Here is a 26,172-nt window from a genome sequence, read left to right on the forward strand (position 1 = left end):
CCAGTAGGAGACATGATGAGGACATTGCGAAGAGGACTGTTGGTCGCCTGCGGGCTGGTGACGTTCGCGGTGATGAGCACGGCGGCTCATGCGGACGAGGACGAGGCGCTGGCGCATGCGCGTCAGCTGCTGAAGAAGGTCATTCTGGTCGACGGGCACAACGATCTGCCCTGGGCGATCCGCCTCGACAAGAAAGCGCCGGGCGATGTTGCCGCGTATGACTTGAACGGCACGGTGTCGGGCCAGACCGACCTCAAGCGCCTGGAGAAAGGCGGCGTCGGCGCGCAATTCTGGTCGGTGTACATCCCGGGCGAAATCGGCACGGGCTACGCACGCACGCAACTGGAGCAGATCGATATCGCCCGGCGCATGATCGCGCGTTATCCGGAGTTCCAGTTCGCGACCTCGGTGGCGGACATTCGCGCTGCTCATCGTAAAGGACGCCTGGCCTCGCTGTTGGGCATGGAGGGTGGCCACGCCATCGAGAATTCGTTGGGCGCGTTGCGTGCGTACTATGACTTGGGCGTGCGCTACATGACGCTCACCCACAACGTGAATCTGGATTGGGCCGACTCCGCCGCCAAGCCGCCCGAGCACGGTGGTCTCACCAAGTTCGGTGAGGAAGTGGTGCTGGAAATGAACAAGCTCGGCATGCTGGTCGACCTGTCGCACGTGTCCGAGGGCACGATGGACGACGCGCTGCGCGTTTCCAAAGCACCGGTGATCTTCTCGCACTCATCGGCTCGCGCGATTTGCGATGTGGCGCGCAACGTGCCGGACAGCATCCTGAAGCGGCTGCCGGAAAACGGCGGCGTGGTGATGGTGACGTTCGTGGCCGGCTTCATCGATCCGGAGGTCGCCAAGATCCAGATCCCCGCCATCGCCGAGGTCGGTCGCCGCAGCCAGGGCAAGTCGCCGGAGGAAGCCGAGAAGATCGCCGAGGAAATCATGGGCAATCTGAAGCTGCCCAAGACCAGCATCGCGAAAGTGGCCGATCACATCGAGCACATCCGCAAGGTGGCCGGCGTGAAGCACATCGGCCTGGGCGGCGACTATGACGGCAATTCCGATTGGCCGGTCGGGTTGGAGGACGTGTCCACTTATCCCTTGCTGTTCGCCGAGCTGATTCGTCGCGGCTGGAGCGATGAAGACCTGACGCTGCTCGCCGGCGAGAACGTGCTGCGCGCCCTGGCCAAGGCCGAGGAAGTCTCGCGCCAGCTCAGCAAGAGTTGATGTGGATGAAATAATGTGAGCGAGGCGACGGACCGCTGGCAGTTTTGGATCGATCGTGGCGGCACGTTCACGGATGTGATCGGCCGCCGTCCGGACGGCGAGCTGGTCACACTCAAGTTGCTGTCCGAGAATCCGCAGCGTTATTCCGACGCTGCGGTTCAAGGTATTCGCGAGCTGCTGCGGCTCGATCCCGATGCGCCTATCCCGTCCGAGCGCATCGATGCCGTGAAGATGGGCACGACGGTCGCCACCAATGCGCTGCTCGAGCGCAAGGGCGAGCGTACCGTGCTGCTCATCACTCGCGGTTTCGCCGATGCCTTGCGTATCGCATATCAACATCGTCCCAAGTTATTCGTTCGGCACATCGAATTGCCGTCGATGCTCTACGAGGAGGTCGTGGAGGTCGACGAGCGCGTGGGTGCCGATGGTTCCGTCGTAGTTCCGCTGGATTGCGCTTCAGCGGAAACGTCTTTGCGGGAGGCATTCGGCCGCGGCATTCGCAGTTGCGCCATCGTGTTGATGCACGGGTATCGGTATCCCCAGCATGAGCAACGGCTGGCGGAGATCGCGCGTCGTATGGGCTTCACGCAAGTATCGGTGTCGCATGAAGTGAGCCCGCTGATGAAGCTGGTGTCGCGAGGCGATACGACAGTTGTGGATGCCTATCTATCGCCGGTATTGCGGCGATATGTGGAGCAGGTGGCGTTGCAGTTGCCCGGCGTGCGGTTGCAGTTCATGCAGTCGTCGGGCGGCCTCACGGATGCGCATCAGTTCCAGGGCAAGGATGCGATTCTCTCCGGGCCGGCCGGTGGCATCGTCGGCGCCGTTCGCGCGGCGAGCGAGGCGGGTTTCGAGAAGATCATCGGCTTCGATATGGGTGGGACGTCCACGGACGTTGCTCACTACGCCGGTGAGTACGAGCGCGCGTTCGATACGGAAGTTGCTGGTGTGAGATTGCGTGCGCCGATCATGCAGATTCACACGGTCGCCTCCGGCGGCGGCTCCGTTTGTCGCTTCGATGGGGTGCGATTGCGAGTGGGACCCGAATCCGCGGGTGCCGATCCCGGGCCGGCGGCTTACCGGCGAGGCGGACCGCTGACGGTGACCGATGCCAATGTTCTGCTTGGCCGTATTCAGCCGGACTTCTTCCCGGCGGTGTTCGGGCCGGAGGGTGATCTGCCGCTCGACGCCTCGATAGTGAAGGAGAAGTTTGCGGCGTTGGCGGCGGCCATCGATCCGTCGGCTGGTGCATCGGCTCACACCGAAGAAAGCATTGCCGCGGGCTGCATTCGCGTTGCGGTCGAGAACATGGCGAACGCCATCAAGAAGATCTCCGTACAGCGCGGCCACGATGTTACCGGGTACACGCTGGTGTGCTTCGGAGGCGCGGCTGGCCAACACGCGTGCCTGGTGGCGGACGCGCTGGGCATGCACACGGTTTACATTCATCCGCTGGCAGGCGTGCTATCGGCATACGGTATCGGGCTCGCGGATGTGACGACAATCAAGCAGCAAGCCGTCGAGGCGGAGCTGAGTGATGCTACGCTCAATGATCTGCAGCCCGGATTCGCCGCGCTCGAAACATCTGCCCGTGAGGCATTGCTTGCACAAGGTGTCGCCGCTGAGCGCATTCGCATCGAGCGCAAGCTCGCCATCAAGTACGCCGGTACGGACAGCACGCTGCAACTATCGCCGGGCGAATCCCAACTGGCAGCACAGTTCGCCAGCCGGTTCTACGAAGAGTATCGACAGCGCTATGGCTTCCTGATGTCCGGCCGCGCGCTGGTGATTGAGGCTATCCGCGTGGAAGCGATCGGTGCCTCGTACCAGGTGCCAAGTGGGGCGAGTGGACATGATGCGGTCACGGCGGCATTGCCGGCGCCGATCGACACGCGGCCGGTGTACTTCATCGATTCATGGCAACCGACTCCATTCTTCGAACGCACGTCGTTACATTCAGGCATGCGCCTTCCCGGACCTGCGGTGATCCGGGAGCAGAACACGACCATCGTGATCGAGCCGGGCTGGCAGGCGGAAGTCACGCCGCTGAATCATCTGGCCCTGCGACGAATCGAGCCGTTGCGTCGCGAGCATGCAATCGGCACGCAGGCCGATCCCGTGCTGCTGGAAGTGTTCAACAACTTGTTCATGGCCATCGCCGAGCAGATGGGCGTGACGTTGGCCAACACGGCGACTTCGGTGAACATCAAGGAACGCCTGGACTTCTCCTGCGCGCTATTCGACGAAGCGGGCCACCTGATCGCGAATGCTCCACACATGCCCGTGCATCTGGGTTCGATGGGCGAGTCCGTGCAGGAGATCCTGCGCCGACGGACGACGACAATGCGACCCGGCGACGTGTTCGTATTGAACGCACCGTACGCGGGCGGAACGCATCTGCCGGATGTCACTGTGGTCATGCCGGTATTCATCGGCGACCAGCACGACAGCAGTGCCAGGCGGCCGACCTTCTTCGTCGCCGCCCGTGGCCATCACGCCGATATCGGCGGCTCGACGCCGGGTTCGATGCCGGCGACTTCGACGCACATCGACGAAGAGGGCGTGCTGCTCGATAACGTGCAACTCGTTGCCGACGGCATCTTCCTGGAAACAGAGCTGCGTCAGTTGCTGACGTCCGCCAAGTTCCCTGCACGCAACGTCGAACAGAATCTCGCGGACCTTCGGGCGCAAGTGGCTGCGTGTCAGAAAGGTGCGGCCGAGCTGGAAGCGATGGTGGAGCATTTCAGCCTGCCTGTCGTGCAGGCCTACATGCAGCATGTGCAGAACAACGCCGAAGAAGCAGTGCGACGAGTCATCGGCGCGTTACGCGACGGCGAGTTCACCTACGCGATGGACAATGGCGCGAGCGTCAAAGTCTCGATTCGAATCGGTGCCGATAAGCGCTCGGCCGTCATCGATTTCACGGGCAGCAGCGAACAGCAGTCGAATAACTTCAACGCACCAGTCTCGGTGACGAGAGCTGCCGTCTTGTACGTGTTCCGTACGCTGGTCGATGACGAGATCCCGATGAACGCCGGCTGCCTGAAGCCGCTGCAAATCATCGTGCCGCCCGGTTCCATGCTGAATCCTCGTCATCCAGCGGCGGTCGTCGCTGGCAACGTCGAAACATCGCAAGTCGTCACCGATTGCCTGTACGGCGCGCTCGGCGTGCTGGCCGCGAGCCAGGGCACGATGAACAACTTCACGTTTGGCGATGGCGAGCATCAATACTACGAAACCATCGCTGGCGGCTCGGGTGCAGGTCCGGACTTCGACGGCACCGACGCCGTGCAAACGCACATGACCAACTCGCGTCTCACCGACCCTGAAGTGCTGGAATGGCGCTTTCCCGTGAGACTGGACGCGTTCAGCATCCGGCGTGGCTCGGGCGGCGAGGGCCGTCACAAAGGTGGCAACGGTGTCGAACGCCGCGTGCGTTTTCTCAAACCGATGACTGCCGTGCTGCTTGCAAACCATCGCGAGATCGCTCCCTTCGGTGTCGCAGGTGGCGGCAACGCGGCCGTTGGCAAGAACTGGATCGAGCGGGCCGACGGCACGATCGAACGTTTCGGCGCGACTCACACCGCGCAGCTTTCCAAGGACGACGTATTCGTGATCCAGACTCCGGGAGGCGGCGGCTTTGGCTGAGCGGCCCGCGACGGGCAGACTCGCCACTGCGAGCATCGTCGGTACGACGCTCGAGTACTACGATTTCGCGGTCTACAACATGCTGGCCGCGCTGGTGTTCAACCGGCTGTTCTTTCCATCCTTCGACCCATTGTCGGGCACGCTGCTGGCGTTCTCGACGTTCGCAGTCGGTTATCTGTCCAGGCCGGTGGGCGGAATCATCTTCGGTCACCTCGGCGACCGTTACGGCCGGCGCTTCGTGTTGGTGGCAACGTTGCTGCTGATGGGCGTGACGACAGCGCTGATGGGCATGCTGCCCACGTATGCGAGCGTCGGTGTCGCGAGTCCCGTCATGTTGGTGTTGCTGCGATTCGTGCAGGGCGCGGCATTGGGTGGCGAGTGGGCGGGTGCGGTGCTGTTGAGTGTGGAGCATGGTGATCCGCAGCGCCGTGGACGCAATGCTTCATGGGCGCAGATGGGACCCTCGCTCGGCACGTTGCTGGCCACGGGGTCCATCGCACTGATCACGTTGCTGATGTCACCCGAAGAGTTCATGCAGTGGGGCTGGCGTGTGCCGTTCTTCGCGAGCGTGGCGCTGGTGATCTTCGGATTGTGGATTCGAGCAGGTGTCGATGAGACGCCGCTGTTCAGGCAGATCGAGCAGCAACATTCCAAGGCACAGGCGCCGCTCGAGGAAGTGCTGCGCACGCATTGGCGCAGCCTGCTGGTTGGCGGCGGCGTGCGCATCGGCCCGGACGTGTTGTACTCGTTGGCCGTCGCGTTCTCGTTGAGCTACATGACCACAGTGCTGGGTCTGTCACGCACGTTGGCGCTGACGGCGCTCTCCATTGGCGGTGCGGTGAATGCATTCACCATCCCGCTGTTCGGCGGACTGTCCGATCGGCTGGGGCGACGCGTCGTGTATGGCGCCGGTGCATTGTTCAGTTTGATCTGGATGTTTGCTTTCTTCCCGTTGCTGGAAACGAAACAACCTGGGTTGATCGTGCTGGCCGTGGTGGTCGCGTTGACAGTGCACGCCATGATGTATGGACCGCAGGCTGCATTCATTGCTGAACAGTTTCCCACGCGAGTGCGCTACGCCGGCGCCTCGCTTGCCTATACTTTGGCGGGTATCGTCGGCGGTGGCATCGCGCCGATGGTGTCAACTGCATTGTTGCAACGATACGGGACGACCCTTGCGGTTTCCTGTTACGCAGCGATCGCTGCGCTCGTTACGTGCGGAGTGTTGCTCAGCGTTCGCGAACGATCGCGTGAAAAGCTGAATTGAATTGCTTGCACGCTGCGGATTCGACGCACTCATTTCCATCGCCAGCGTTATCACGGCGCTTGCCGTTGCACTCCGACAACAGGTCGGAACTCTTTTGGTGCACGCTTCGTTTCAGGGCATTCCGGGCAAAAGGACGGGACAGCCATGAAGACGTTGCCCATGAAACGGGTTCGATGGGGGACGCTGCAGGCCCTGGGGTTGTCGGTCATCGCGGTGAGCTCGACGTTCACACCCAGCGTCGTCACGGCGCAAGTGACGAGCGCGGTGGTGCGCGGTCGAGTGTTGGCCAATGGTCAACCGGTACCGCCGGGCGTGCAGGTGACGGCCACCAGACAGGCCAACGGCTTCACCAAGCAAGCGACCACTCAAGAGGGCGGCACCTATGCATTGATCGGCCTGATACCGGGCACGTATCAGTTGCGAATTCACGGCGAGGGTTTTCAGGAAACTGCCAGAGCGGTGCGCGTGCAGATCGGTCAAACCATCGATCTCGATCTGAATGCAGTGCCCGAAGCTCGAGCGGTGGCCGTCACTGATGGAGTCGTAGTCACTGCCGAGCGCCTGGTCGACATGCGAACCTCGGAAGTGGCGACCAACATCAGCGTCGAGCAGATCGAATCCCTACCGCAGGGCAATCGCAACTTCCTCAACTTCGCGGCGCTCGCTCCGGGCGTGCGCATCAACGACCGCGACACGGAGAAGACATTCCAGGCCGGTGCGCTCAGCGCCAACGCCGTGAACGTGTACATCGACGGCGTGAGCTACAAGAACCAGGTGATCAATGGCGGCGTGGTCGGTCAGGACTCCAGCCGCGGCAATCCGTTCCCGCAAAACGCCGTGCAGGAGTTTCGTGTCATCACGCAAAACTTCAAGGCCGAGTACGAGCAGGCATCGAGCGCCATCATCACGGCGCGCACCAAATCGGGCACGAACGAATTTCAGGCCGACGCCTTCATCTACTGGCAGGACAAGGGCCTGGTCGCGCGCGATGACTTCGCGCGGCCGGGTGAGCCAAAGGCGGCGTACGAGCGCAAGCAGTACGGCCTGTCGTTCGGCGGCCCCATCATCCAGGACAAATTGCATTTCTTCGTCGCGTATGAAGGCAACGATCAGGATCGCGCCGAGCGCGTGACGTTGGGCAATCCGTCGGCCGAGCCCCAGTTCGGCCAGTATCAAGGTTCGTTCGTGCAGCCATTCCGCGAGGACCTGGTGTTCGCCAAGCTGGATTTCCAGCCGACCTACAACCAGACCATGGATCTTTCCTTCAGCCTGCGCGATGAGTCGGACATCAAGGACTTCAGCGGCCAGAACAGCTATGAAGCCGCCAATGACATCCAGAACGAGGTGCGCACCATCAAGTTCGGCCACACCTACGATCGGGCGAGCTTCACCAACGAGCTCACGCTGCTGTACATGAAGTACGAGTGGCATCCGACGCCGATCAACTACGATCTGATCGGCCGCGAGTATGTCGGCATCATCCGCATCGGCGGCGGCGCGACCAAGCAGAACATCGGCCAGGAGGTGCTGACGCTCAAGGATGACCTGTCCTTCACCGAGTTCGACTGGTTCGGCGGTCACTCGGTCAAGACCGGCATTCGCATCAGCCAGGTCGACTACGAAGTGCAGAAGTTCCAGAACGCGAATCCGCTGTTCCGTTATCGCCCCGAGGAAGGCTATGCATTCCCGGCCGAAGCGCTGTATGGCGTCGGCAATCCCGATCTGTCGGGCGAGACGACCCAGTATGGTTTCTATATCCAGGACGATTGGGCGGTCACATCCAAGCTGACGCTGAACCTGGGCGTGCGCTGGGACTACGACACCGACCTGCTTGGCAAGGACCATGTGACCCCACCGCAGATTCGTGCGGCCGCCTCACAGTATGTGCCGGACCGCTACTTTACCGACGGCAACGATCGGGACAGCCCGACCGATCTGATCCAGCCGCGCGTCGGCTTCTCGTTCGACCTGTTCGACGACAATCGCACGGTGATCTTCGGCGGCGTGGGGCGCTACTTCGACCGCGTGCTGTACAACGAAATCCTCGACGAGCGCTTCCGTTTGCAGTGGGGCGTGCGGCGCTTTCAGTTCTCGCAGGACGGTCTGCCGCGTGACGGGCAGCCCACCATCGTATGGAGCGATGCTTATCTCAGCGCCGCGGCCCTGGATCAGTTGATTGCCTCGGGCATCGCGCCGAATCCGGAGATCTTCCTGATCGACAGCGAGACACGCATTCCGGAAACCATCCAGGCCAGCCTCGGCGTGCGGCAGCGCTTCGGCGACGATTGGCTGGCGTCTTTGACGTTCGCGCGCAATCGCAGCCGTCACGGCTTCACGTACATCTTCGGCAATCGCAACCCCGATGGCTTGATCGGACCGTTACCGGACACCGGCTGCTGCGCGCCGGTCAGCGGTGGCTTCGGCAACATCCTCGTCTCGAGCGATGCCAAACAGACCTGGTACAACGGCGTCTACGTGACGCTCGAAAAGGCTTACGCCGAAGGCTCCGAATGGGGCATGACCTTCGCATATACCTACAGCGAAGCGGAGGAAACCGGCGGCGATCTCTTCAGCCTGGACTATCCGCTGGTGTCGGACTATCCACGCCATCCCACCAGCGCCGACGAACGGCACCGCATCGTGATGACCGGCATCGTCGGGTTGCCCTGGGACCTGAAGCTGTCCACCACATTGACGCTGGGCTCGGGCACGGGCTACACGATCATCGATCAATCGCAGGGTACCGGTCCCGGACAGATCCAATACCGGTACTATACGGGCCGGCCGGAGAAGCACTCGTTCATCATTCCCGACGCGTTTGCCTATCGCAGCCTGGATTTGCGGCTGGAGAAGAGCTTCCTGTTCGGCGCATCGCAGGCTTTCAGCCTGATCGGCGAGGTGTTCAACGTATTCGACTACGAGAACTACGACCCGCGCTCATACAACGGCAACATCCCGTTCGGCGGTGCGCCGAACGAGGCCTTCGGCAAGCCGACGGACCTGATCGAGCCGGGGCGGCGTTTCCAGGTGGGAGTCACGTATAGTTTCTAGTGTGCAACCCGACACCTATGGCATACATACACGATGAGGTTGAATGACTCCTTCGCCCGGCCCATTGTCTGGCCCAGTGTGTGGCGAGGCTGGTTCTGGCTGATGGCGGCGACGCTGTGGGTGGGCGCCACCGGTGTGGCCAGTGCGGCGGAACGGACCAAGCCCAAGGTGCCTGGAGTCGTGGTGGAGCGCTCACGAGTGTTCGATCCCGAGCGCGATGGCGATCCGGTCATCAATAATCTGCAGCGCCGCACCTTTCGCTTTTTCTGGGACACCACCAACAAGCAGAACGGCATGGCGCCGGATCGTTTTCCGTCGCCGTCGTTCGCCAGCATCGCGGCGGTGGGCTTTGCGCTCACCGCTTACGTCGTCGGCGCCGAGCGCGGCTATGTGTCGCGCTCGCAGGCACGCCTGAGAACGTTGCGCACGTTGCGATTCCTCGAGTCTCTGCCGCAAGGGCCGGACGAGAGCGGTAAGGGCGGCTACATGGGCTTCTATTATCACTTCGTCCACATGCACAACGGCCAGCGCTTCGGCACCTCGGAGCTGTCGACCATCGACACCGCCTTGTTGCTGGGCGGCGTGCTGCTGTCGCAAAGCTACTTCGATCGCGACTCGCGCTCGGAGCGGGAGATTCGCCGTCTCGCCGAGAAGATCTACGGGCGCGTCGATTGGCAATGGGCGCAGAGCCGTCCGCCGCTGCTGTCGCACGGCTGGCGCCCGGAGAGCGGCTTTCTGCGCTTCGACTGGCGTGGTTATAACGAAGCCATGTTGATGTACATCCTCGCGCTGGGCTCGCCGACGCATCCCATCGAGCCGGAGGCCTGGCAGGAGTGGATGAAGACGTATGACCGGACGTACGGCAAGTTCAGTGGCCAGGAGTTCCTGTCGTTCGGCCCGCACTTCGGCCACCAGTACTCGCACGTGTGGATCGATTTTCGCGGCATCATGGACGAGTTCAATCGCGAGAAGGGCTTCGACTATTTCGAGAACAGCCGCCGAGCCTCGTATGCGCAGCGCGAATATGCCCGCCAGAATCCGATGCGCTGGCGCGGCTATGACAGCGAGATCTGGGGTCTCACGGCGTGTGACGGGCCGGCGGACACCGTGCAGATATATAACGACGAGGAGCGCGGTTTCTTCACCTATGCCGCACGCGCTACGGCGTCGATTCACATCGTCGACGACGGCACGATCGCGCCGACCGCGGCCGTGGGCTCGATTGCCTTCGCGCCGGAGATCGCAATTCCGGCGATTCGAGCGTTCCGGGCCCGCTTCGGCGAGCATCTGTATCAGAAGTATGGCTTCCTGGATTCGGTGAATCCCAGCTTCACGTATACTGACGTGCCGCTGCGTCATGGCCGCGTGATTCCGGACATCGGCTGGGTAGCCGACGACTATCTGGGCATCGACCAGGGCACCATCGTGGCCATGATCGAGAACTATCGCAGCGGTTTGATCTGGAACGTGATGCGCAACAATCCGCACATTCGCCGGGGGCTGCAGCGGGCCGGGTTCACCGGCGGCTGGCTCGACCAGCCCGCGCTACAACAACCCAGTTCTTGAGACTGACATGGCTGCGATGCCGCTGGCCGCACGGATCAATCGCCGCGAGGCGATCGTGAGCCTTTCGGGCGCGGCGTTGGCATTGTCAGGCTGCGGCCGCTCGTCGAATCAGACGGAATTGAGGTTCTGGGGCGCGGGTCGCGAAGGCGACATTGCGGCGGAGCTGATTCGCGGCTTCGAACAAGAACATCCGGAGATCCGGGTGAGCGTGCAGAAGATGCCGTTCACGGTGGCGCACGAAAAGTTGCTGACGGCCTTTGCGGGCGAGACGCTGCCAGACCTGTGTCAGCTGGGTAACACCTGGATTCCCGAGTTCGCGGCGCTCGATGCACTCGAACCGCTCGACGGCTACGTCGCCCCGTCGCGCGAGATTCAACTCGATGACTATTTCGAAGGCATCCTGGCTTCGAATCGTATCGACCAGACGTTGTTCGGCATTCCATGGTACGTCGATACGCGTTTGCTCTACTACCGGCGTGATTTGCTGAGCCAGGCCGGCTTCGACGAGCCGCCGCAAACCTGGCAGGAGTGGAGCGACATGATGGCCGCCATCAAGGCCTTGGTGGGGCCGGATCGGTATTCGGTGCTGCTGCCATTGAACGAGTTCGAGCCGTTGCTGGTGCTGGGATTGCAGTTGCCCTCGGAATTGCTGCGAGATGGTGGGCGCTATGGCAATTTCCGAAGCGCGGACTTTCGGCGCGCGTTGACTTTCTACGAAAGCATATTCAGGCGAGGTTGGGCGCCACGCATGACCAACTCGCAGATCTCGAACGTGTGGGACGAGTTCGGTCGCGGCTTCTTCTCTTTCTACATCTCAGGTCCGTGGAACATCGCCGAATTCAAGCGGCGCTTGCCGCCGGCGCTTCAGGATGCCTGGATGACCGCGACTATGCCGGGCCCCGAGGGGCCGGGTGTGTCGATCGCCGGTGGATCGAGCCTGGTCATATTCAAGTCGTCACAGGTCAAGGCTGAAGCATGGTTGCTCGCGGAATATCTCTCGCGACCCGCCGTGCAGCAGCGCTTCTACGATCTGACCGGTGACATGCCGCCGCGACGCAGCTCGTGGCAGATGCCGGCGCTGGTGCAATCTCCCTACGCCAAGGCATTTCTGGCGCAGCTGGACCGAGTTCGCTCGCCGCCGAAAGTCCCCGAGTGGGAACGCATCGCGACCGAAATGCGGCTGACCGGCGAGCGAGTGGTGCAGGGCGTGCAGACCATCGACCAGGCCGTGGTCGCGCTCGATCGCAAGACCGATGCGATCCTGGCCAAGCGGCGCTGGATGCTCGAGCGGAACACGCTGCCGGGGGTGACGTGAAACGCTCGATGAAACGCTCGATGGCGGCATGGTGGTTCGTCGGCCCGGCGCTGATGGTGCTGGGCGTGTTCTTTTTCATTCCCGTCATCGGCGCGCTGCTGATGAGCCTGACGGATTTCGATCTGTACGCGCTCAGCGACTGGCGCAACCTGCGCATCATCGGCTTCGACAACTATGTGACCTTGTTGCAGGACCCGCTGTTCTGGAAGTCGTTGTGGAATACCTTGTACTTCGTCGTGCTGGGAGTGCCGCTGTCCATCGGAGCGTCGCTGGGCGCTGCGCTGCTGGTGAATTCCAAGCTGGGCCGTTTCCGCAGCTTCTTTCGCACGGTGTATTTCGCGCCGGTGGTCACGACCTTGGTGGCGGTCGCGGTGGTGTGGCGCTACATATTTCATACGCGCTATGGATTCTTCAACTATGGCCTCGGCGCGTTGGGCATCGATCCCATCGACTGGATGGGCGATCCGCACTGGGCCATGCCCGCCATCGTCATCCTCGCGGTGTGGAAGAACTTCGGCTACAACATGATCATCCTGCTGGCGGCGCTGCAGAACATTCCCGAAGATTTGTATGAGGCGGCGCGTATCGACGGAGCTTCCGGCTGGCAGGTGTTTCGTCACATCACGATTCCCGGCATCGCCCCGGTGCTGCTACTGGTGAGCATCCTCACCATGACCGGCTATTTCCAGTTGTTCGCCGAGCCGTATGTGATGACCGAGGGCGGGCCGCTGCAAAGCACGTTGAGCGTGCTGTATTTCATGTACGAGGAAGGCTTCAAGTGGTGGAGCCTGGGGCGCGCCTCGGCGGTCGCGTTCCTGCTGTTCGTGTTGATGTTTCTGACGACCGCGATGCAGTTGCGGCTCGGCCGGCAGCGGGAGGGGCGATGAAGCGCACGTGGCGGGCGATCCTGGTCAATCTGCTGCTGATCATCGTCGCGGTGCTCACGGCGTTCCCGTTGCTGTGGATGTTGTCGGTGTCGTTCATGCCGACCGGGGCCGCCAGCACCTATCCGCCGCCCTTGCTCCCTGCGGACCCCACGCTGGACAACTATCGGCAGTTGTTCGCCAATCACAGCGCCGGCCGCTACATGCTCAACAGTGCCATCGTCGCGACCTTGGGGACACTGATCGCGCTGGTGCTCAACACGATGGCGGGCTATGCGTTCGCCAAGCTCAGGTTCAAGGGGCGCGAGCGCATCTTCCAGATCCTGTTGGGGGCTCTGGTCATTCCGGCGCAGGTCACCATGATTCCGCTGTTCGCGCTGGTGAAGGAGATGGGCCTGATCAGCACCTACGGCGGCGTGATCGTGCCGGTCATGGCCAGCGTGTTCGGCATTTTCCTGATCCGTCAGTATGCGTTGTCCATTCCGGACGAGTTGCTGGAGGCCGCGAGGATCGATGGCGCCAGCGAGGCGAAGATCTTCCGGTCGCTGGTGGTGCCGCTGCTGCAACCGATCCTGGTGACGCTCGCCATTCTCACTTTCCTGGCCACGTGGAACGATTTCATGTGGCCGCTCATCGTGCTGACCGACCAGAAGCTCCATACATTGCCGGTGGCGCTCGCCGGTTTGTCGCGTGAGCATGTGCAGGACAACGAGTTGATGATGGCCGGCGCCGTCATCACGGTGGTGCCGGTATTGGTGCTGTTCCTGGCCCTGCAGCGCTACTACATTGCCGGCATTCTCGCGGGGAGTGTCAAGGGATGAGGACCTTGGCATGGTCGCTGCTGATACTGCCATTACTCACAGGGGCGGCCGAACAGGCGCCGCAGCTCGACATGCGTTATCTCGATGAGATGGAGAACGTGGCCGAGTGGAAGTCGCTGGCATCCGACGGCGTGAGTGCGTCCGTGCATAGCGCCAAGGGCGTGGATGGCAATGCGCTCGTGCTCGAATACAACCTCAACAACACGGCCGGCTATGCGGCGGCCACGCGCAAGCTGCCGGTCACCCTGCCGGACGACTACGAAATATCCTTCTGGATGCGCGGCGAGGCGGGGCGCAACCACTTCGAAATGAAGTTCGTCGATGCCTCCGGAGACAACGTCTGGTGGTTCCGCCGGCCCAATTTCCAGGTGAGCGGCGACTGGCAACAGATTCGAGTCAAGCGGCGGCAGGTGGAGTTTGCCTGGGGACCGACCAGCGATCGCACGCTCAAATCGTTCGCGGGCATCGAGTTCGTAGTGGCCGCCGGCGAGGAGGGCGGGCAAGGCAGCTTGTGGTTCGATCGGCTGGCAATCAAGCCCGTGCAACGACCGTCACAAGTTCCTGAACCGACCATCACCGCATCGTCGGAGGACGGGAAGAATGTCGCGGCGCGCGCCATCGACGGCCAAAGCAAAACAGCATGGCGCAGCGACGCGAGCGGCGAGGACCAGACTTTGCAGCTCGATCTGCAGGCGCTGCGGGAGTTCGGCGGCCTGGAGATCGATTGGCTGCCCGAGCTTCATGCGCAGCGCTACACGATCGAGCTGTCGGTGGATGGCAAGAGCTGGGACCAGGTTCGCACCATCGAGGCGGGCAATGGCGGTCGCGACTCTCACCTGCTGCCGGAATCGGAGGCGCGATACATCCGGCTCACGATGCCCAAGCCCGGCCGCGCTGTCGGGATTTCCGAGCTGCACGTGCGGGACCTGGAGTTCGGCGCCTCACCGAATGCATTCATCGAGTCTCTGGCAAAGGACGCGCGCAAAGGATGTTATCCGCGTGCGTATCTCAAGGAGCAGACGTACTGGACCATCATCGGCGTGGATGGCGACAGCGAAGAGAGCATGCTCTCGGAGGATGGCGCCCTCGAAGCTCGCAAGGGCAGCTTCTCTATCGAGCCGTTCATTCGCGTGCGCGACCAGTGGCTGACGTGGGCGGATGTGTCGATCCGGCAGTCGCTAGCGGAAAACTATCTGCCCATTCCGACGGTGGAATGGAAACATTCGGACGTGATGCTGTCGACAACGGCCTACGGCATCGGCGAGCCGGGCGATGCGCACACTGAGGCGGTGTACACCGTGCGCAATCCCACCAAGAGTCGGCGACAGTACACGCTGGCGCTGACCGTGCGTCCCTTTCAAGTCAATCCACCGGCGCAGTTCCTCAACACAGTGGGCGGGGTAAGCCCGATTCGGGAGATCGCCTTTGAGAATGGCGCGGTTCATGTCGACAGAGTCGCGAGCGTGCTGCCGAAAACGCCGCCGGCATCTTTCCGGGCGGTGCCGCTTGCGGCGGACACTCCGTGCGAATGGTTGAGCAAGCCTAGCGGTCCGGCCAGCGTCATCGATGAGAGCGGATTCGCATCGGGCGCGATGCTCTATACGTTGAATCTTGGTCCCGGCGAGAGTCGGGAGATCGTGTTGGATCTGCCGTTGCACGCGGGTCGGGGCGGGAAGCGCAATGAAGGCAAGCAAGCCGAGCAGCAGCGTCGGCTAGCGACGAGCTCGCAGGCGCCGCAGACGTGGGCGGAAGTCGAACGGCAGTGGCGCGACAAGCTCAATCATGTGGAGCTGATTTTGCCGAAGGCCGATCAAGCGCTATTCGACACATTGCGCACGTCGCTCGCGCATGTGCTCATCAATCGCGACGGACCGGCGATTCAACCCGGCTCGCGATCCTATGAACGCTCGTGGATTCGCGATGGCGCGATGACCTCCGAGATGCTTCTGCGCATGGGACATGCAGAGGTCGCGAAGGAGTTTCTGGCTTGGTATGCGCCGTATCAGTTCGCTAATGGCAAGGTGCCATGCTGTGTAGATCGCCGCGGAGCCGATCCCGTGCCCGAGAACGACAGCATGGGCGAGTTCCTGTTCCTGATCGATGAGATCTACCGCTACACCAGGGATGACAAGCTGCTGCGCTCGATGTGGCCGGCGGTGGTCAAGACGGTCGACTACATGGACAAGTTACGCCTGTCCGAGCGCACGCCGCAGAATCAGCAAGGCGACCGGGCGGCATTCTATGGATTGATGCCGGCATCCATCAGTCACGAAGGCTACTCGGCCAAGCCCATGCATTCGTACTGGGACAATTTCTGGGCGTTGGGTGGCTACGAAGCGGCCATCCGCATTGCTCGCGCGCTCGAAGAGAAGACAACGATGGCGCGGTTCATCGAGTCGCGCGATCAGTTCCGCTCGGATCTGTATCGCTCGCTCAATACCGCCATGCGCGCGCACAACATCGACTATCTGCCGGGCGCGGCCGAGTTGGGCGACTTCGACGCGACCTCGACGACGATTGCTCTGACGCCGGTGGGTGAGACACAGATGCTGCCGGCGCACGAGCTGCACGCCACGTTCGAGCGTTATTGGCAACACTTCGTCAAGCGCCGCACCGATACCACTTGGGACGTGTACACGCCCTATGAGTGGCGCAACCTCGGCGCCTTCATCCGCTTGGGCTGGCGCGAGCGTAGCCAGGAGCTGATCGAGTTTTTCATGAATGACCGCCGCCCGGCGGCGTGGAATCAGTGGGCTGAGGTCATTGGGCGGGATCCCCGCGAAAGCCGGTTCATCGGCGACATGCCGCATGGGTGGGCGGCCTCGGACTTTGGGCGCTCGCTGTTGGATATGTTTGCGTTCGAACGCCAGGCGGACGAAACGCTGGTCTTGATGGCGGGTATCCCCGAGGCGTGGACTCAGAAGGAAGGCTTTGAGGTTCGCAATCTACGCACGCCGTTCGGCCCGCTCAGCTATTCATTGAAGATCGATGACGAGCAGGCGACGCTGCACGTCGAAGCTCTGGAGGAAATGCCGCTGGGTGGTGTCGCGGTTGCTTGGCCGCGTGAGGCGCCTCCCAAGCATCATTCCATCGAGCGTGGCTTGGGGCGGTGGATGGGCACCGATCTGCGCATTAGCGAGCTGCCGTTCACCATCGTGTTGCCGCGATGAGCAGGCTACTCGGCCAGCGCCGCGCCTCGGGTGGCAATGACTTTCGAATAGAAATGCGCGCTCGCCTTCAGCGTCCGCTGCAAGGTCTCGTAGTTCATGTGCACGATGCCGAAGCGCTTGGAGAAGCCGAAGGCCCATTCGAAGTTGTCGAACAACGACCAGGCGAAGTAGCCGCGAATGTCGGCGCCGCGTTGCATGGCGTCGTACACCGCGGTGATGTGCTTGCGCAGATAGTCGACGCGCAGGGGATCGTCCAACACGGGCCCTTCGATCTGCGGCGGATCGTAGAAGCAGGCGCCGTTCTCCGTGACGTAGACCGGCGGATTGCCGTAGTTGTCCTTGATCCAAAGCAACGTGTCGGTCAGACCCTGTGGAAAGACTTCCCAGCCCGTTTCCATGTGCGCGTGCTGCTTTTGCTTCACTGGGGTGGCTCGCAACGGCCACGCGCTGGGATCGGTTCGCACGACCGCACGCGTGTAGTAGTTCACGCCGATGTAGTCGAGAGGTTGCCGGATCAGTTTCAGATCCTCGTCCGGCCATTGGGGCCATGCTTCGCCGAAGATTTCTTGCAGTTCCTTTGGGTACGAGCCGAGCAGGGCGGGTTCGAGATACTGCCGGTTCATGTAGGCCTCGGCGCGTCGTGTCGCGGCCTGATCCGCTTCGGATGGCGACGCCGGATATTTGGGCTCGATGTTCACGACCAGCCCGATCTTGTTGCGTCCGCTGGCACGGTAAGCCTGTACCGCCGCGCCATGCGCCATCAGAAGATGATGTGTGGCCCGAGGCGCTTCGAACACGTTGCGATGGCCGGGCGCCAGGACGCCCTGCATGTACCCGCCGTCCGCCACCACCCACGGCTCGTTCAACGTCGTCCAGTATTTGACGCGGTCATCGAGCCGTCGAAACACGATGTCCGCGTACTCGGCAAACCATTGCGCGATGTCGCGATTCAACCAGCCGCCGCGATCGTCCAGCGCCGCCGGCAGGTCCCAGTGAAACAACGTCACCATGGGTTGGATGCCGTGCGACAAGAGTCTGTCCACCAGCCGCTCATAGAAGTCGAGCCCTGCGGGGTTGATGCGACCCGTTCCTTCTGGCAGCACGCGCCCCCAGGCGATGCTGAACCGGTACGAACCCATGCCCAGGGAGTGCATCAGATCGACGTCGCTTTGCCAGCGCCGGTAGTGGTCGCAAGTCACATCGGCGGTGTCGCCGTCCTGCACGCGGCCGGGCGTGTGAGAGAATCGATGCCATACGCTCGGCCCGGCGCCGTCCGCCAGCGGCGAGCCTTCGATCTGATAGGCGGAAGTGGCGCAGCCCCAGAGAAAGTCGCTCGGGAATTGAATGGCGCGCGGGTTGGGTTGGGTCATGCTGGGCGACGAGTCACATATCTATCGAACAACACGGGATGCGGATATGGGCTGTGGCGCACTCCCTTGGAAGAATAGTGTAGAGGAGCCCGGGCGCGCGTGGCAGCAGTAAAACTCAAAGGCGTACGTAAGGTCTACAGCAACGGTCACGTTGCTGTGGACAGCGCCACGTTCGACATCGCCGATGGCGAGTTGCTGGTGCTGGTCGGGCCGTCCGGCTGCGGCAAGAGCACGTTGCTGCGGCTGATTGCCGGGTTGGAGGAGCCGACTGCCGGCCGCATCTATATCGGTGATCGTGACGTCACCAATCTGGAGCCGCGCGATCGTGACATCGCCATGGTGTTCCAGAGCTATGCGCTGTATCCGCACATGACCGTGCGCGAGAACCTTGGTTTCGGGTTGAAGCTCCGAGGTCATTCCCCAGAGGAAGTGGCGGAGCGGGTCAAGGACGCGGCTGATCGCCTGGGGCTCGAGTCCATGCTGGATCGCTTGCCCAAGCAGCTGTCCGGTGGCCAGCGCCAGCGTGTCGCGCTCGGGCGCGCGTTGGTGCGGCATCCGCAGGTGTTCTTGCTCGATGAACCGCTATCGAATCTGGACGCGAAGCTGAGGGCGGCGATGCGCACGGAGATCGCTCGACTGCATCGATCGCTCAAGACGACGATGGTGTACGTGACTCACGACCAGGTCGAAGCGATGACGCTCGGCCAGCGCATCGTAGTGATCGATCGAGGCATCGTGCAGCAGATCGACACGCCGATGAACATTTACGAACGGCCGATCAACCTGTTCGTCGCCGGCTTCCTGGGCACTCCCGTGATGAACTTCTTTCGCGGCACCGTGAGCGCCAGCGGCGCCGACACCGATATCTTGAAGGGCGACGGCATCGAGCTTCCCGTACCCGCCGGCCTGCCCCTCGGCAAACCCATCGTCGTCGGCATCCGCCCCGAAGACCTACAGCGCGTCGACGGCGCCAGCCCTCCGGGAAACCTTCGCCTTCCCGTGCTCGTCGATCTCATCGAAACCGTCGGCAACGAAGCCTTCATTCACGCCAGCGCCGGCTCCTGCCGCGTGATCATCAGGTCGTCTCCCTATCACCTGCCACCGCTGGGCTCGACCATCACCTTGCAGGTCCAGCCCGAGCGGATGCATTTCTTCGATGCCGAGAGCGGGGAGAGGATCGCCATCGACCCATAGCTCAGGCGGCAACGGTAATACCGGGTTTGTGGGCACGCCGCGCCGGCTGCACGACAATTTCGACGTGCTGATCCAGCGCCGCCGGAGCGGTGTTAAGACCGGTCAGGCAACCGTTTTTGGCCTTGATGCGGACTGATGAGGCGCAGCTGATGTAGCGCGTGCGGTATAGGAGAGGACGATTGCGTGGACCGCTGCGCACAGCCGTTATGAATCGAGCCCCGGCACCGGAAAGCGAGCGCAGAGTTCACGCACCTGCGCATGAATGGCGCGAAGCTTCGATTCATCCTCCGGAGCACGCATCGCTTCGACCATCCAGGCCGCGACCTGTTTCATCTCCGGCTCTTTCATTCCGCGAGTCGTCAGGGCGGGAGTGCCCAGCCGAACGCCGCTGGGCTTCAGCGGAGGGCGAGGATCGTCGGGGATCACTTGTTTATTTACGGTGAGGCCGGCGAGGTCGAGCGCGTTTTCCGCGACGCGGCCGTCGATGTTGAAGGAGCGCACCACGTCGATGACGATCAGGTGATTTTCGGTGCCGCCGGTGACCAGCGTGCAGCCGTGCTTCATCAGCTCATCCGCCAAGATGCGAGCGTTGAGAAGAACCTGCGATGCATAGGCTTTGAACGCAGGCTCGGCGGCGAGTTTGAGAGTCACGGCGACGCCCGCGATGGCATTCATGTGGGGGCCGCCCTGCATGCCGGGAAAAACGGCGGCATCGATCTGCTTGGCGAGCGACGACTTGCAAAGAATCATCCCACCGCGTGGGCCGCGAAGGGATTTGTGGGTGGTGGTCGTCATGATGTCGAAGCCGAAATCGAGCGGGTTCTTCAGCGCGCCGCCAGCGATCAGGCCGCCGACGTGTGAAACATCGGCCATGCACAGCGCGCCCACGTCATCGGCAATGGCGCGAAAGCGCGCGTAGTCCACTTCGCGTGGATAAGACGAATGGCCGCAAAGCACGATTTTCGGTCGCACCTGCCGGGCCGTCGCGAGGACGGCGTCGTAATCGATGTGGCCATCGGGCGGGGAGGTCTTATAACGCACGAAGTTGAAGATGCGCCCCATGCACGATACCGGCGCCCCATGGGTGAGGTGTCCGCCATGCGAAAGATCCATCGCAAGCACTGTATCGCCCGGCGCGAGGCACGCCATGTAAACGGCCTGATTCATGGGCGAACCGCTCAGCGGCTGCACGTTCGCATGTTCGGCGCGAAACAAACGTTTGGCGCGCTCGATGGCAAGCGACTCGATGCGGTCAGTGAATTGCTGCCCGCCGTAATAGCGCCGGCCGACGTAGCCTTCGGCGTACTTGTTGGCGAACACCGAGCCGTTGGTGGCATACACCTCGGGGAAGGCGTAATTCTCGGAAGGAATCAGCTCGAGCCCTTCGCGTTGGCGGCGTTCCTCGCCGACCACGGCATCGAACACTTCGGGATCGGATGATTGCAGCAGGTCCAATGAAATCTGCATCGCGGCGCTCCTGTGAGAGGGGGACTTGGATGCCCAGGCGAGCGGCCGCAGCAGGGGAGGACCCTGCACGCATGCTTCCCGATGGTTATTCCATCTACGCCAGTCACATGCGCGGAACCGATGCTACGCCAATGTTTTCGATCTGTGCAAGCTGGCAGCGACGATTACGTCAGGCGCACGGGCCGGAATAGCGCGCCACCAGGGATTCGGTGACAATCGGCGAGTCAGCTGACAGACACGTTATGGAGCGACCATGCCACTCGACTATGCCAAGCTGAAGAGCATGCGGATCGAGCCTGTCCGCCACACCTATACGCGGCGGGACACGATGCTGTACGCGCTGGGCCTGGGCGTGGGAGCGGACGATCCCACCGCGGCGAGCGATCTCAAATACATCTACGAGAAATCGCTGGTGGCGCTGCCGATGCAGGCAGTGACGTTGGCCGCGGCTCCTTTGCTGCTGGCCGAGCCCGAGTTCGGGATCAACTACAAACTGCTGTTGCACGCCGAGCAGAGTCTGCTGGTGCACAAGCCGCTGCCGGTCGAGGGCACGGTGATCGGTGAGTTCAGCGTCGACGAGATCTATGACAAGGGCGCGAGCAAGGGTGCCATCCTCTACATGACACGCAAGCTGGTCGATGCGTCGAATGGCGATCTGCTGGCGACGATGAGCGTGGTCTCGTTCCTGCGTGGCGACGGCGGATTCGGCGGCAAGAGCGAGGGCGCGCCGAAGCCTCGGCCGGTACCCGCCGATCGAGCTGCGGATCATTCCGTTGCTTTGGCGAACCCACGCAACCAGGCGCTGATCTATCGTCTGTCCGGCGACTACAATCCGTTGCACATCGATCCGGAGATCGCGGCAATTGCGGGCTTCAACCGGCCCATCCTGCACGGGTTGTGTCATTACGGCATGGCCGGCCGAGCACTCATCGCCGCCCTGTGCGATGACGATCCATCACGATTGCAGCGCCTGGATACGCGGTTCACCAGTCCGGTCTATCCGGGAGAGCCGCTGCACGTGGAGCTCTGGAACATCGCCGCCGGTGATGCGTCATTTCGAGTGGTCGCGAGCGAACGCAACGTCGTTGTTCAAGACTTCGGTCGCTGCGAATATCGCGCTTAGCGCTCCCACGAGCTTTCTATCGGTTGTCTCATGTTCTCAGCCTGCGGCGTCATCACGCTCACCACTGACTTTGGTCCGCAAGGGCCGTTCGTCGCGACCATGAAAGGCCGCATCCTGGCGCGGCTGCCGGAGGCGCGGATCATCGACGTGACTCACGACGTGCCGGTGTATTGGCCGGCAGAGGCGGGGTTCTGGCTGGCCCGGGCCTACAGCTACTTTCCGGAAGGGTCCGTGCACGTCGCGGTGGTGGACCCGGGCGTCGGCACCAAGCGCGACATCGTCGCGGTGGTCGCGAATGGCCATGCCTTCCTCGCGCCGGACAATGGACTGCTCGCACCCATCGTGACCCAGGTGCCGAGCGCCAAGATCTACCGGTTCGATGCGGCCCGGGCGGCGGGCAAGTTCAAGTTGCCCCCGGCCAGCGCCACCTTCCATGGCCGGGACATTTTCGCCCCGCTGGCGGCCGAGCTGGCCGGCCGGCGCGCCACGCCGGCCGACCTGGGGCCGGAAACCCACGACATCGTGCCTTCCTGGGTGGACGAGCCCTCGGTGGCTGCCGACCAGGTGGCCGGGGTGGTCATTACCACGGACCACTTCGGCAACCTGATCACCAACATCGACGCCAGCCTGATCGAGTCGTTCCGGCGCCCCATGGTCAAGACCGGGGGCCACACTTTTGCCCTCAGGCGCACCTATGGCGACGTAAGCCCGGGGGAATTCCTGGCCCTCGTCAACTCCTTCGGCGTGGTCGAAATCGCCCGGGCGGAGCAGAGCGCGGCCGAGGCGCTGGGTCTGGGCCGGGGGGCGCCGGTCGTGGTCAGCGAGGGTTCCTGAGCCCGCCAGGGCCGGCGGGGGCCTTGCGAACTATTTCCCGCACCCCACCTTCAAGCCATTGAAAAGCGCCGCGCATCGTATATAGTCCGCTTCGCTTCCGGCCCCGCCGGTACCCGATCTGGTTGATTTGGCTGGATTTTTCAGGAAAGCCCATGGAGAGAGACGACGATCATTTCGACATCGATGATGACTTCGTCGCCGAAAGCGACGAAGACCAGAATTACGAGAAGTTCATCGACTCGGGGGCGCGACGCGCCCGTCCCAATGCCAATGCCGCGGCGAAAAAAGGTAAAGCAGCCTGGAGCAAACTCGAGGACGTGCTCGCCGACCGGCGCCTGAAGAAAGAACTGAACGATTTCGAAGAAGAATAGTAAGGTGCCGCGCGGTCCTGAGGTCTCCACCAGAGCAACCGCGCCCCTGACAGCTGACCGCTCCGGCGAAGCTCTCGAGGCCGGAGCCAGGATGGTGCGCCTGGCCGCGCGACCCGATCCTTTTCCACACCATGCTAAAGAGCTGACAAATGACGATGGCTGATTCCACGCCCGCGGCGTCGCCGTGGGTGGTGCTCAAGTTCGGCGGTACCAGCGTTTCCTCCGTCGCTAATTGGAAAAACATCGCGGTGGTGCTGCGCGAGCGTCTGGCCGAGGGGCTGCGCCCGGTCATCGTTCATTCGGCCCTGTCGGGCATTACCGATCGGCTGGAACAGCTGCTCGCCTTGTCCCTCGACTCGCACAAGACGCCGAGCAACGAGGCGCAAGCAGTGATGGATCAGATCGAGCAGCGCCATCGCGACCTGGCGCGCGATCTGGGCGTCACGCCCAGCCAGATGCTCGAGGAACAATTCAAACGTTTGCGACAGATCGCGGCAGGCATCGCGCTGGTCGGTGAAGTGAGCGATCGCCTGCGTGCCCGCGTGATGGCGCAGGGCGAGTTGATGGCCACGCAACTCGGCGCCGCGTTCCTTACGGCGCAAGGCTTGGATACGCAGTGGGTCGATGCACGCACGGTGCTGAAGGCCGAGCAGCGTCGTAACGCCAATATGCGATCGAGCTATCTGTCCGCGACGTGCAACTACGAACCGGATCAGGAACTGCAGCGGCGCTGGTCGACGCCCGGCAGAGTGTTCATCTCGCAAGGCTTCATCGCCAGCGACGAGAACGGCGACACGGTGCTATTGGGACGCGGTGGCTCGGACACCTCGGGCAGTTACTTCGCGGTCAAGCTGCAGGCGCGACGGCTGGAGATCTGGACCGACGTGCCTGGCATGTTCAGCGCCAATCCGCGCCAGGTGCCGACGGCTCGCTTGTTGCGCGCGCTCGAATACGACGAAGCTCAGGAAATTGCGAGCAGCGGTGCGAAGGTGCTGCATCCTCGGTGCATCATGCCGGTGAAGCAGTACGGCATTCCGCTGTATGTCTTCGCCACGCAGACGCCGAAGCTCGAAGGCACGGTCATCACTACGCACGGTGGCAACGTCGCCGCGCAGGTGAAGGCCGTCACGATGAAAAAGAACATCACGCTGATCTCGATGGAGACCGTCGGGATGTGGCACTCGGTGGGCTTTCTCGCCGATGCCTTCCGGGTGTTCAAGGATCACGGCCTGTCGATCGATCTGGTGTCGACCTCGGAAACCAGCGTCACCGTGTCGCTCGACCCGGCCGCCAACACCTTGGACAAGGCGACGCTCGATGCGCTGGTGGGGGACCTCGGCCGGCTGTGCCGCGTCGAAGTCATCGGCCCGTGCGCGGCGGTGAGCCTGGTCGGAAGAAACATTCGCGCCATTCTGCATCGGCTCGGCGACGCGCTGGAGCTGTTCGAAGAGCAGAAGATCTATCTGGTGACGCAGGCGGCCAACGATCTGAACATCACGTTCGTGATCGACGAGGCGCAGGGCGACCGGCTGGTCTCGCGCCTGCACGACATCGCCATTCAGAAGATGACCGCGGATCGCGTGCTCGGCCCGACCTGGGAAGAGCTGTATGGTCCGAAGGACAAGAGTGCCGCCGACCTGAAGCAGTGGTGGCACGAGCGCAGGGCCGATCTGATCGCCTTGGGCCGCGAGCATGGCGCCGCGTTCGTCTATGACCGTGCGACGCTCACCGCCAAGGCCAAGGCATTGCGAGCACTGCCGGGCATCGACAGCGTGTTCTACGCGCTCAAGGCCAACTGGCATCCCCAGATCATCAAGCTCTTTGCCGAGCAGGGCCTCGGCTTCGAGTGCGTGTCTCGCTACGAGGTCGAGCACGTGCTGAAGACCGTGCCGTCGCTCGACAAACAGAAGATCCTGTTCACGCCCAACTTCGCGCCCAGAGCGGAGTACGAGTGGGGCGTGAACCAAGGCATCTGGGTGACGCTCGACAACCTGCATCCGCTGAAAGCCTGGCCGGAGCTGTTCAAGGACCGCGAAGTCTTCATTCGCATCGATACCGGCTATGGCCGCGGCCACCACGACAAGGTGCGGACCGCCGGCGTGCACTCCAAGTTCGGCGTGCCGTTGTTCGAGATGGACGAGTTGGAGCGGCTGGTGAAGGCGGCCGGAGCGCGTGTGGTCGGCCTGCATGCTCACACCGGCAGCGGCGTATTCAGCGTCGACAACTGGAAGTCAGTGGGCGATACGCTCACTGCGCTCACCCAGCGGTTCAAGGATGTACGCATCGTCGACCTGGGAGGCGGTCTGGGCGTGCCGGAGCGTTTGGGGCAGCAGGGCGTGGTGCTTTCCGAGTTTGGCGAGACCCTGGCCGCGCTGAAAGCTGCGCATCCGAACCTGGCGCTGTGGATCGAGCCGGGCCGCTATCTGGTTGCCGAGGCCGGCGTGCTGCTGGCGCAGGTGACGCAGCTGAAGGGCAAGGGCGAGGTGCACTACGTCGGCGTCGCCACCGGCATGAACTCGCTGATTCGTCCGGCGCTGTACGGCGCGCATCACGAGATCGTGAATCTCAGCCGGCTGGACGATCTGCCGACCGAGATCGTCAATGTCGTGGGTCCGATCTGCGAGTCCGGCGATACGCTCGGCACGGATCGCTTGCTGCCGCCGACGCAGGAAGGCGATGTGCTGTTGATCGCGACCGCGGGCGCTTACGGCCGCGCGATGAGCTCGACCTACAACCTGCGCGAGCCGGCGATCGAAGTCTTGATTTGAAGCAACGCCCGGGTTGGACGCGTAAAAGGTTGGACGTGTAAAAAGCGAAGCGGGCCACGCAGGCCCGCTTCGCTCCGTTGCCGATCGTGT

General features: G+C 62.6%; 16 protein-coding genes and 1 riboswitch. Of the genes, 14 read left to right on the forward strand and 2 right to left on the reverse strand.

What is annotated here, in order from left to right:
- The first annotated feature begins 15 nt into the window (after positions 1-15).
- The 9 genes from VGE08_RS18535 to VGE08_RS18575 all read left to right on the forward strand — a co-directional run bounded on the left by VGE08_RS18535 (position 16) and on the right by VGE08_RS18575 (position 16,955).
- Positions 16-1,233, forward strand: coding sequence for a dipeptidase (locus tag VGE08_RS18535; RefSeq protein ID WP_331069394.1), 1,218 nt, complete (start codon positions 16-18; stop codon positions 1,231-1,233).
- Positions 1,234-1,248: 15 nt separating this feature from the next.
- The gene (locus VGE08_RS18540; protein ID WP_331069395.1) at positions 1,249-4,881 is read left to right on the forward strand and encodes a hydantoinase B/oxoprolinase family protein; all 3,633 of its coding nucleotides are present in this window, start codon (positions 1,249-1,251) and stop codon (positions 4,879-4,881) included.
- Positions 4,874-6,148 carry an MFS transporter gene (locus VGE08_RS18545; RefSeq protein WP_331069396.1) on the forward strand — a complete coding sequence of 425 codons (1,275 nt, stop codon included), beginning with the start codon at positions 4,874-4,876 and terminating at the stop codon, positions 6,146-6,148. Before VGE08_RS18540 ends, VGE08_RS18545 begins: the two co-directional genes overlap by 8 nt.
- Positions 6,149-6,307: 159 nt before the next feature.
- Positions 6,308-9,199 (forward strand): TonB-dependent receptor, encoded by a 2,892-nt coding sequence (locus tag VGE08_RS18550; protein ID WP_331069397.1) that lies wholly within the window; start codon positions 6,308-6,310, stop codon positions 9,197-9,199.
- Positions 9,200-9,232: 33 nt separating this feature from the next.
- Entirely contained in the window at positions 9,233-10,765 is a 1,533-nt protein-coding gene (locus tag VGE08_RS18555; protein WP_331069398.1) for a glucoamylase family protein, read from the forward strand.
- A 7-nt stretch (positions 10,766-10,772) separates the two neighbouring features.
- Positions 10,773-12,080, forward strand: coding sequence for a sugar ABC transporter substrate-binding protein (locus tag VGE08_RS18560; RefSeq protein ID WP_331069399.1), 1,308 nt, complete (start codon positions 10,773-10,775; stop codon positions 12,078-12,080).
- 8 nt (positions 12,081-12,088) lie between these two features.
- On the forward strand, positions 12,089-12,967 hold the full coding sequence (locus tag VGE08_RS18565) for a sugar ABC transporter permease (protein ID WP_349258739.1): 879 nt from the start codon (positions 12,089-12,091) through the stop codon (positions 12,965-12,967).
- Complete coding sequence (locus VGE08_RS18570; protein WP_331069401.1) at positions 12,964-13,785, forward strand: carbohydrate ABC transporter permease; 822 nt, start codon at positions 12,964-12,966, stop codon at positions 13,783-13,785. Before VGE08_RS18565 ends, VGE08_RS18570 begins: the two co-directional genes overlap by 4 nt.
- Entirely contained in the window at positions 13,782-16,955 is a 3,174-nt protein-coding gene (locus tag VGE08_RS18575; RefSeq protein WP_331069402.1) for a discoidin domain-containing protein, read from the forward strand. Before VGE08_RS18570 ends, VGE08_RS18575 begins: the two co-directional genes overlap by 4 nt.
- Positions 16,956-16,960: 5 nt before the next feature.
- Here VGE08_RS18575 and VGE08_RS18580 read toward each other — a convergent pair whose 3' ends face one another.
- Positions 16,961-18,325: a GH1 family beta-glucosidase gene (locus tag VGE08_RS18580; RefSeq protein WP_331069403.1), complete on the reverse strand. Its 1,365-nt coding sequence runs from the start codon at positions 18,323-18,325 to the stop codon at positions 16,961-16,963.
- 99 nt (positions 18,326-18,424) lie between these two features.
- Between VGE08_RS18580 and VGE08_RS18585 the strand changes: the two genes are divergently transcribed.
- The gene (locus VGE08_RS18585) at positions 18,425-19,519 is read left to right on the forward strand and encodes a sn-glycerol-3-phosphate ABC transporter ATP-binding protein UgpC (protein WP_331069404.1); all 1,095 of its coding nucleotides are present in this window, start codon (positions 18,425-18,427) and stop codon (positions 19,517-19,519) included.
- A gap of 204 nt (positions 19,520-19,723) precedes the next feature.
- Here VGE08_RS18585 and glyA read toward each other — a convergent pair whose 3' ends face one another.
- A complete protein-coding gene (gene glyA, locus VGE08_RS18590; protein ID WP_331069405.1) occupies positions 19,724-20,986 on the reverse strand; it encodes a serine hydroxymethyltransferase in 1,263 nt (420 codons plus the stop codon).
- Between the two features lie 24 nt (positions 20,987-21,010).
- A riboswitch (ZMP/ZTP riboswitch) is annotated at positions 21,011-21,103 on the reverse strand.
- A gap of 136 nt (positions 21,104-21,239) precedes the next feature.
- Here glyA and VGE08_RS18595 point away from each other — a divergent pair.
- From VGE08_RS18595 to VGE08_RS18610, 4 genes are all read left to right on the forward strand, one after another.
- Positions 21,240-22,109, forward strand: a complete 870-nt coding sequence (locus VGE08_RS18595; RefSeq protein WP_331069406.1) for a MaoC/PaaZ C-terminal domain-containing protein — start codon at positions 21,240-21,242, stop codon at positions 22,107-22,109.
- 30 nt (positions 22,110-22,139) lie between these two features.
- Positions 22,140-22,943, forward strand: a complete 804-nt coding sequence (locus VGE08_RS18600; RefSeq protein WP_331069407.1) for an SAM-dependent chlorinase/fluorinase — start codon at positions 22,140-22,142, stop codon at positions 22,941-22,943.
- Positions 22,944-23,095: 152 nt separating this feature from the next.
- The gene (locus VGE08_RS18605) at positions 23,096-23,314 is read left to right on the forward strand and encodes a hypothetical protein (RefSeq protein WP_331069408.1); all 219 of its coding nucleotides are present in this window, start codon (positions 23,096-23,098) and stop codon (positions 23,312-23,314) included.
- A gap of 155 nt (positions 23,315-23,469) precedes the next feature.
- Positions 23,470-26,082, forward strand: coding sequence for a bifunctional aspartate kinase/diaminopimelate decarboxylase (locus tag VGE08_RS18610; RefSeq protein WP_331069409.1), 2,613 nt, complete (start codon positions 23,470-23,472; stop codon positions 26,080-26,082).
- Positions 26,083-26,172: the final 90 nt, after the last annotated feature.

The organism is Steroidobacter sp., from assembly GCF_036406195.1.
Lineage (GTDB): Bacteria > Pseudomonadota > Gammaproteobacteria > Steroidobacterales > Steroidobacteraceae > Steroidobacter.

Bases quoted from the DNA above. Each gene is read 5' to 3' on its own strand.
- VGE08_RS18535 (WP_331069394.1), top strand. From the start codon at position 16: ATGAGGACATTGCGAAGAGGACTGTTGGTCGCCTGCGGGCTGGTGACG.
- VGE08_RS18550 (WP_331069397.1), top strand. From the start codon at position 6,308: ATGAAACGGGTTCGATGGGGGACGCTGCAGGCCCTGGGGTTGTCGGTC.
- VGE08_RS18555 (WP_331069398.1), top strand. From the start codon at position 9,233: ATGAGGTTGAATGACTCCTTCGCCCGGCCCATTGTCTGGCCCAGTGTG.
- VGE08_RS18560 (WP_331069399.1), top strand. From the start codon at position 10,773: ATGGCTGCGATGCCGCTGGCCGCACGGATCAATCGCCGCGAGGCGATC.
- VGE08_RS18565 (WP_349258739.1), top strand. From the start codon at position 12,089: ATGAAACGCTCGATGGCGGCATGGTGGTTCGTCGGCCCGGCGCTGATG.
- VGE08_RS18570 (WP_331069401.1), top strand. From the start codon at position 12,964: ATGAAGCGCACGTGGCGGGCGATCCTGGTCAATCTGCTGCTGATCATC.
- VGE08_RS18575 (WP_331069402.1), top strand. From the start codon at position 13,782: ATGAGGACCTTGGCATGGTCGCTGCTGATACTGCCATTACTCACAGGG.
- VGE08_RS18580 (WP_331069403.1), bottom strand. From the start codon at position 18,325: ATGACCCAACCCAACCCGCGCGCCATTCAATTCCCGAGCGACTTTCTC.
- glyA (WP_331069405.1), bottom strand. From the start codon at position 20,986: ATGCAGATTTCATTGGACCTGCTGCAATCATCCGATCCCGAAGTGTTC.
- VGE08_RS18595 (WP_331069406.1), top strand. From the start codon at position 21,240: ATGCCACTCGACTATGCCAAGCTGAAGAGCATGCGGATCGAGCCTGTC.
- VGE08_RS18600 (WP_331069407.1), top strand. From the start codon at position 22,140: ATGTTCTCAGCCTGCGGCGTCATCACGCTCACCACTGACTTTGGTCCG.
- VGE08_RS18605 (WP_331069408.1), top strand. From the start codon at position 23,096: ATGGAGAGAGACGACGATCATTTCGACATCGATGATGACTTCGTCGCC.
- VGE08_RS18610 (WP_331069409.1), top strand. From the start codon at position 23,470: ATGGCTGATTCCACGCCCGCGGCGTCGCCGTGGGTGGTGCTCAAGTTC.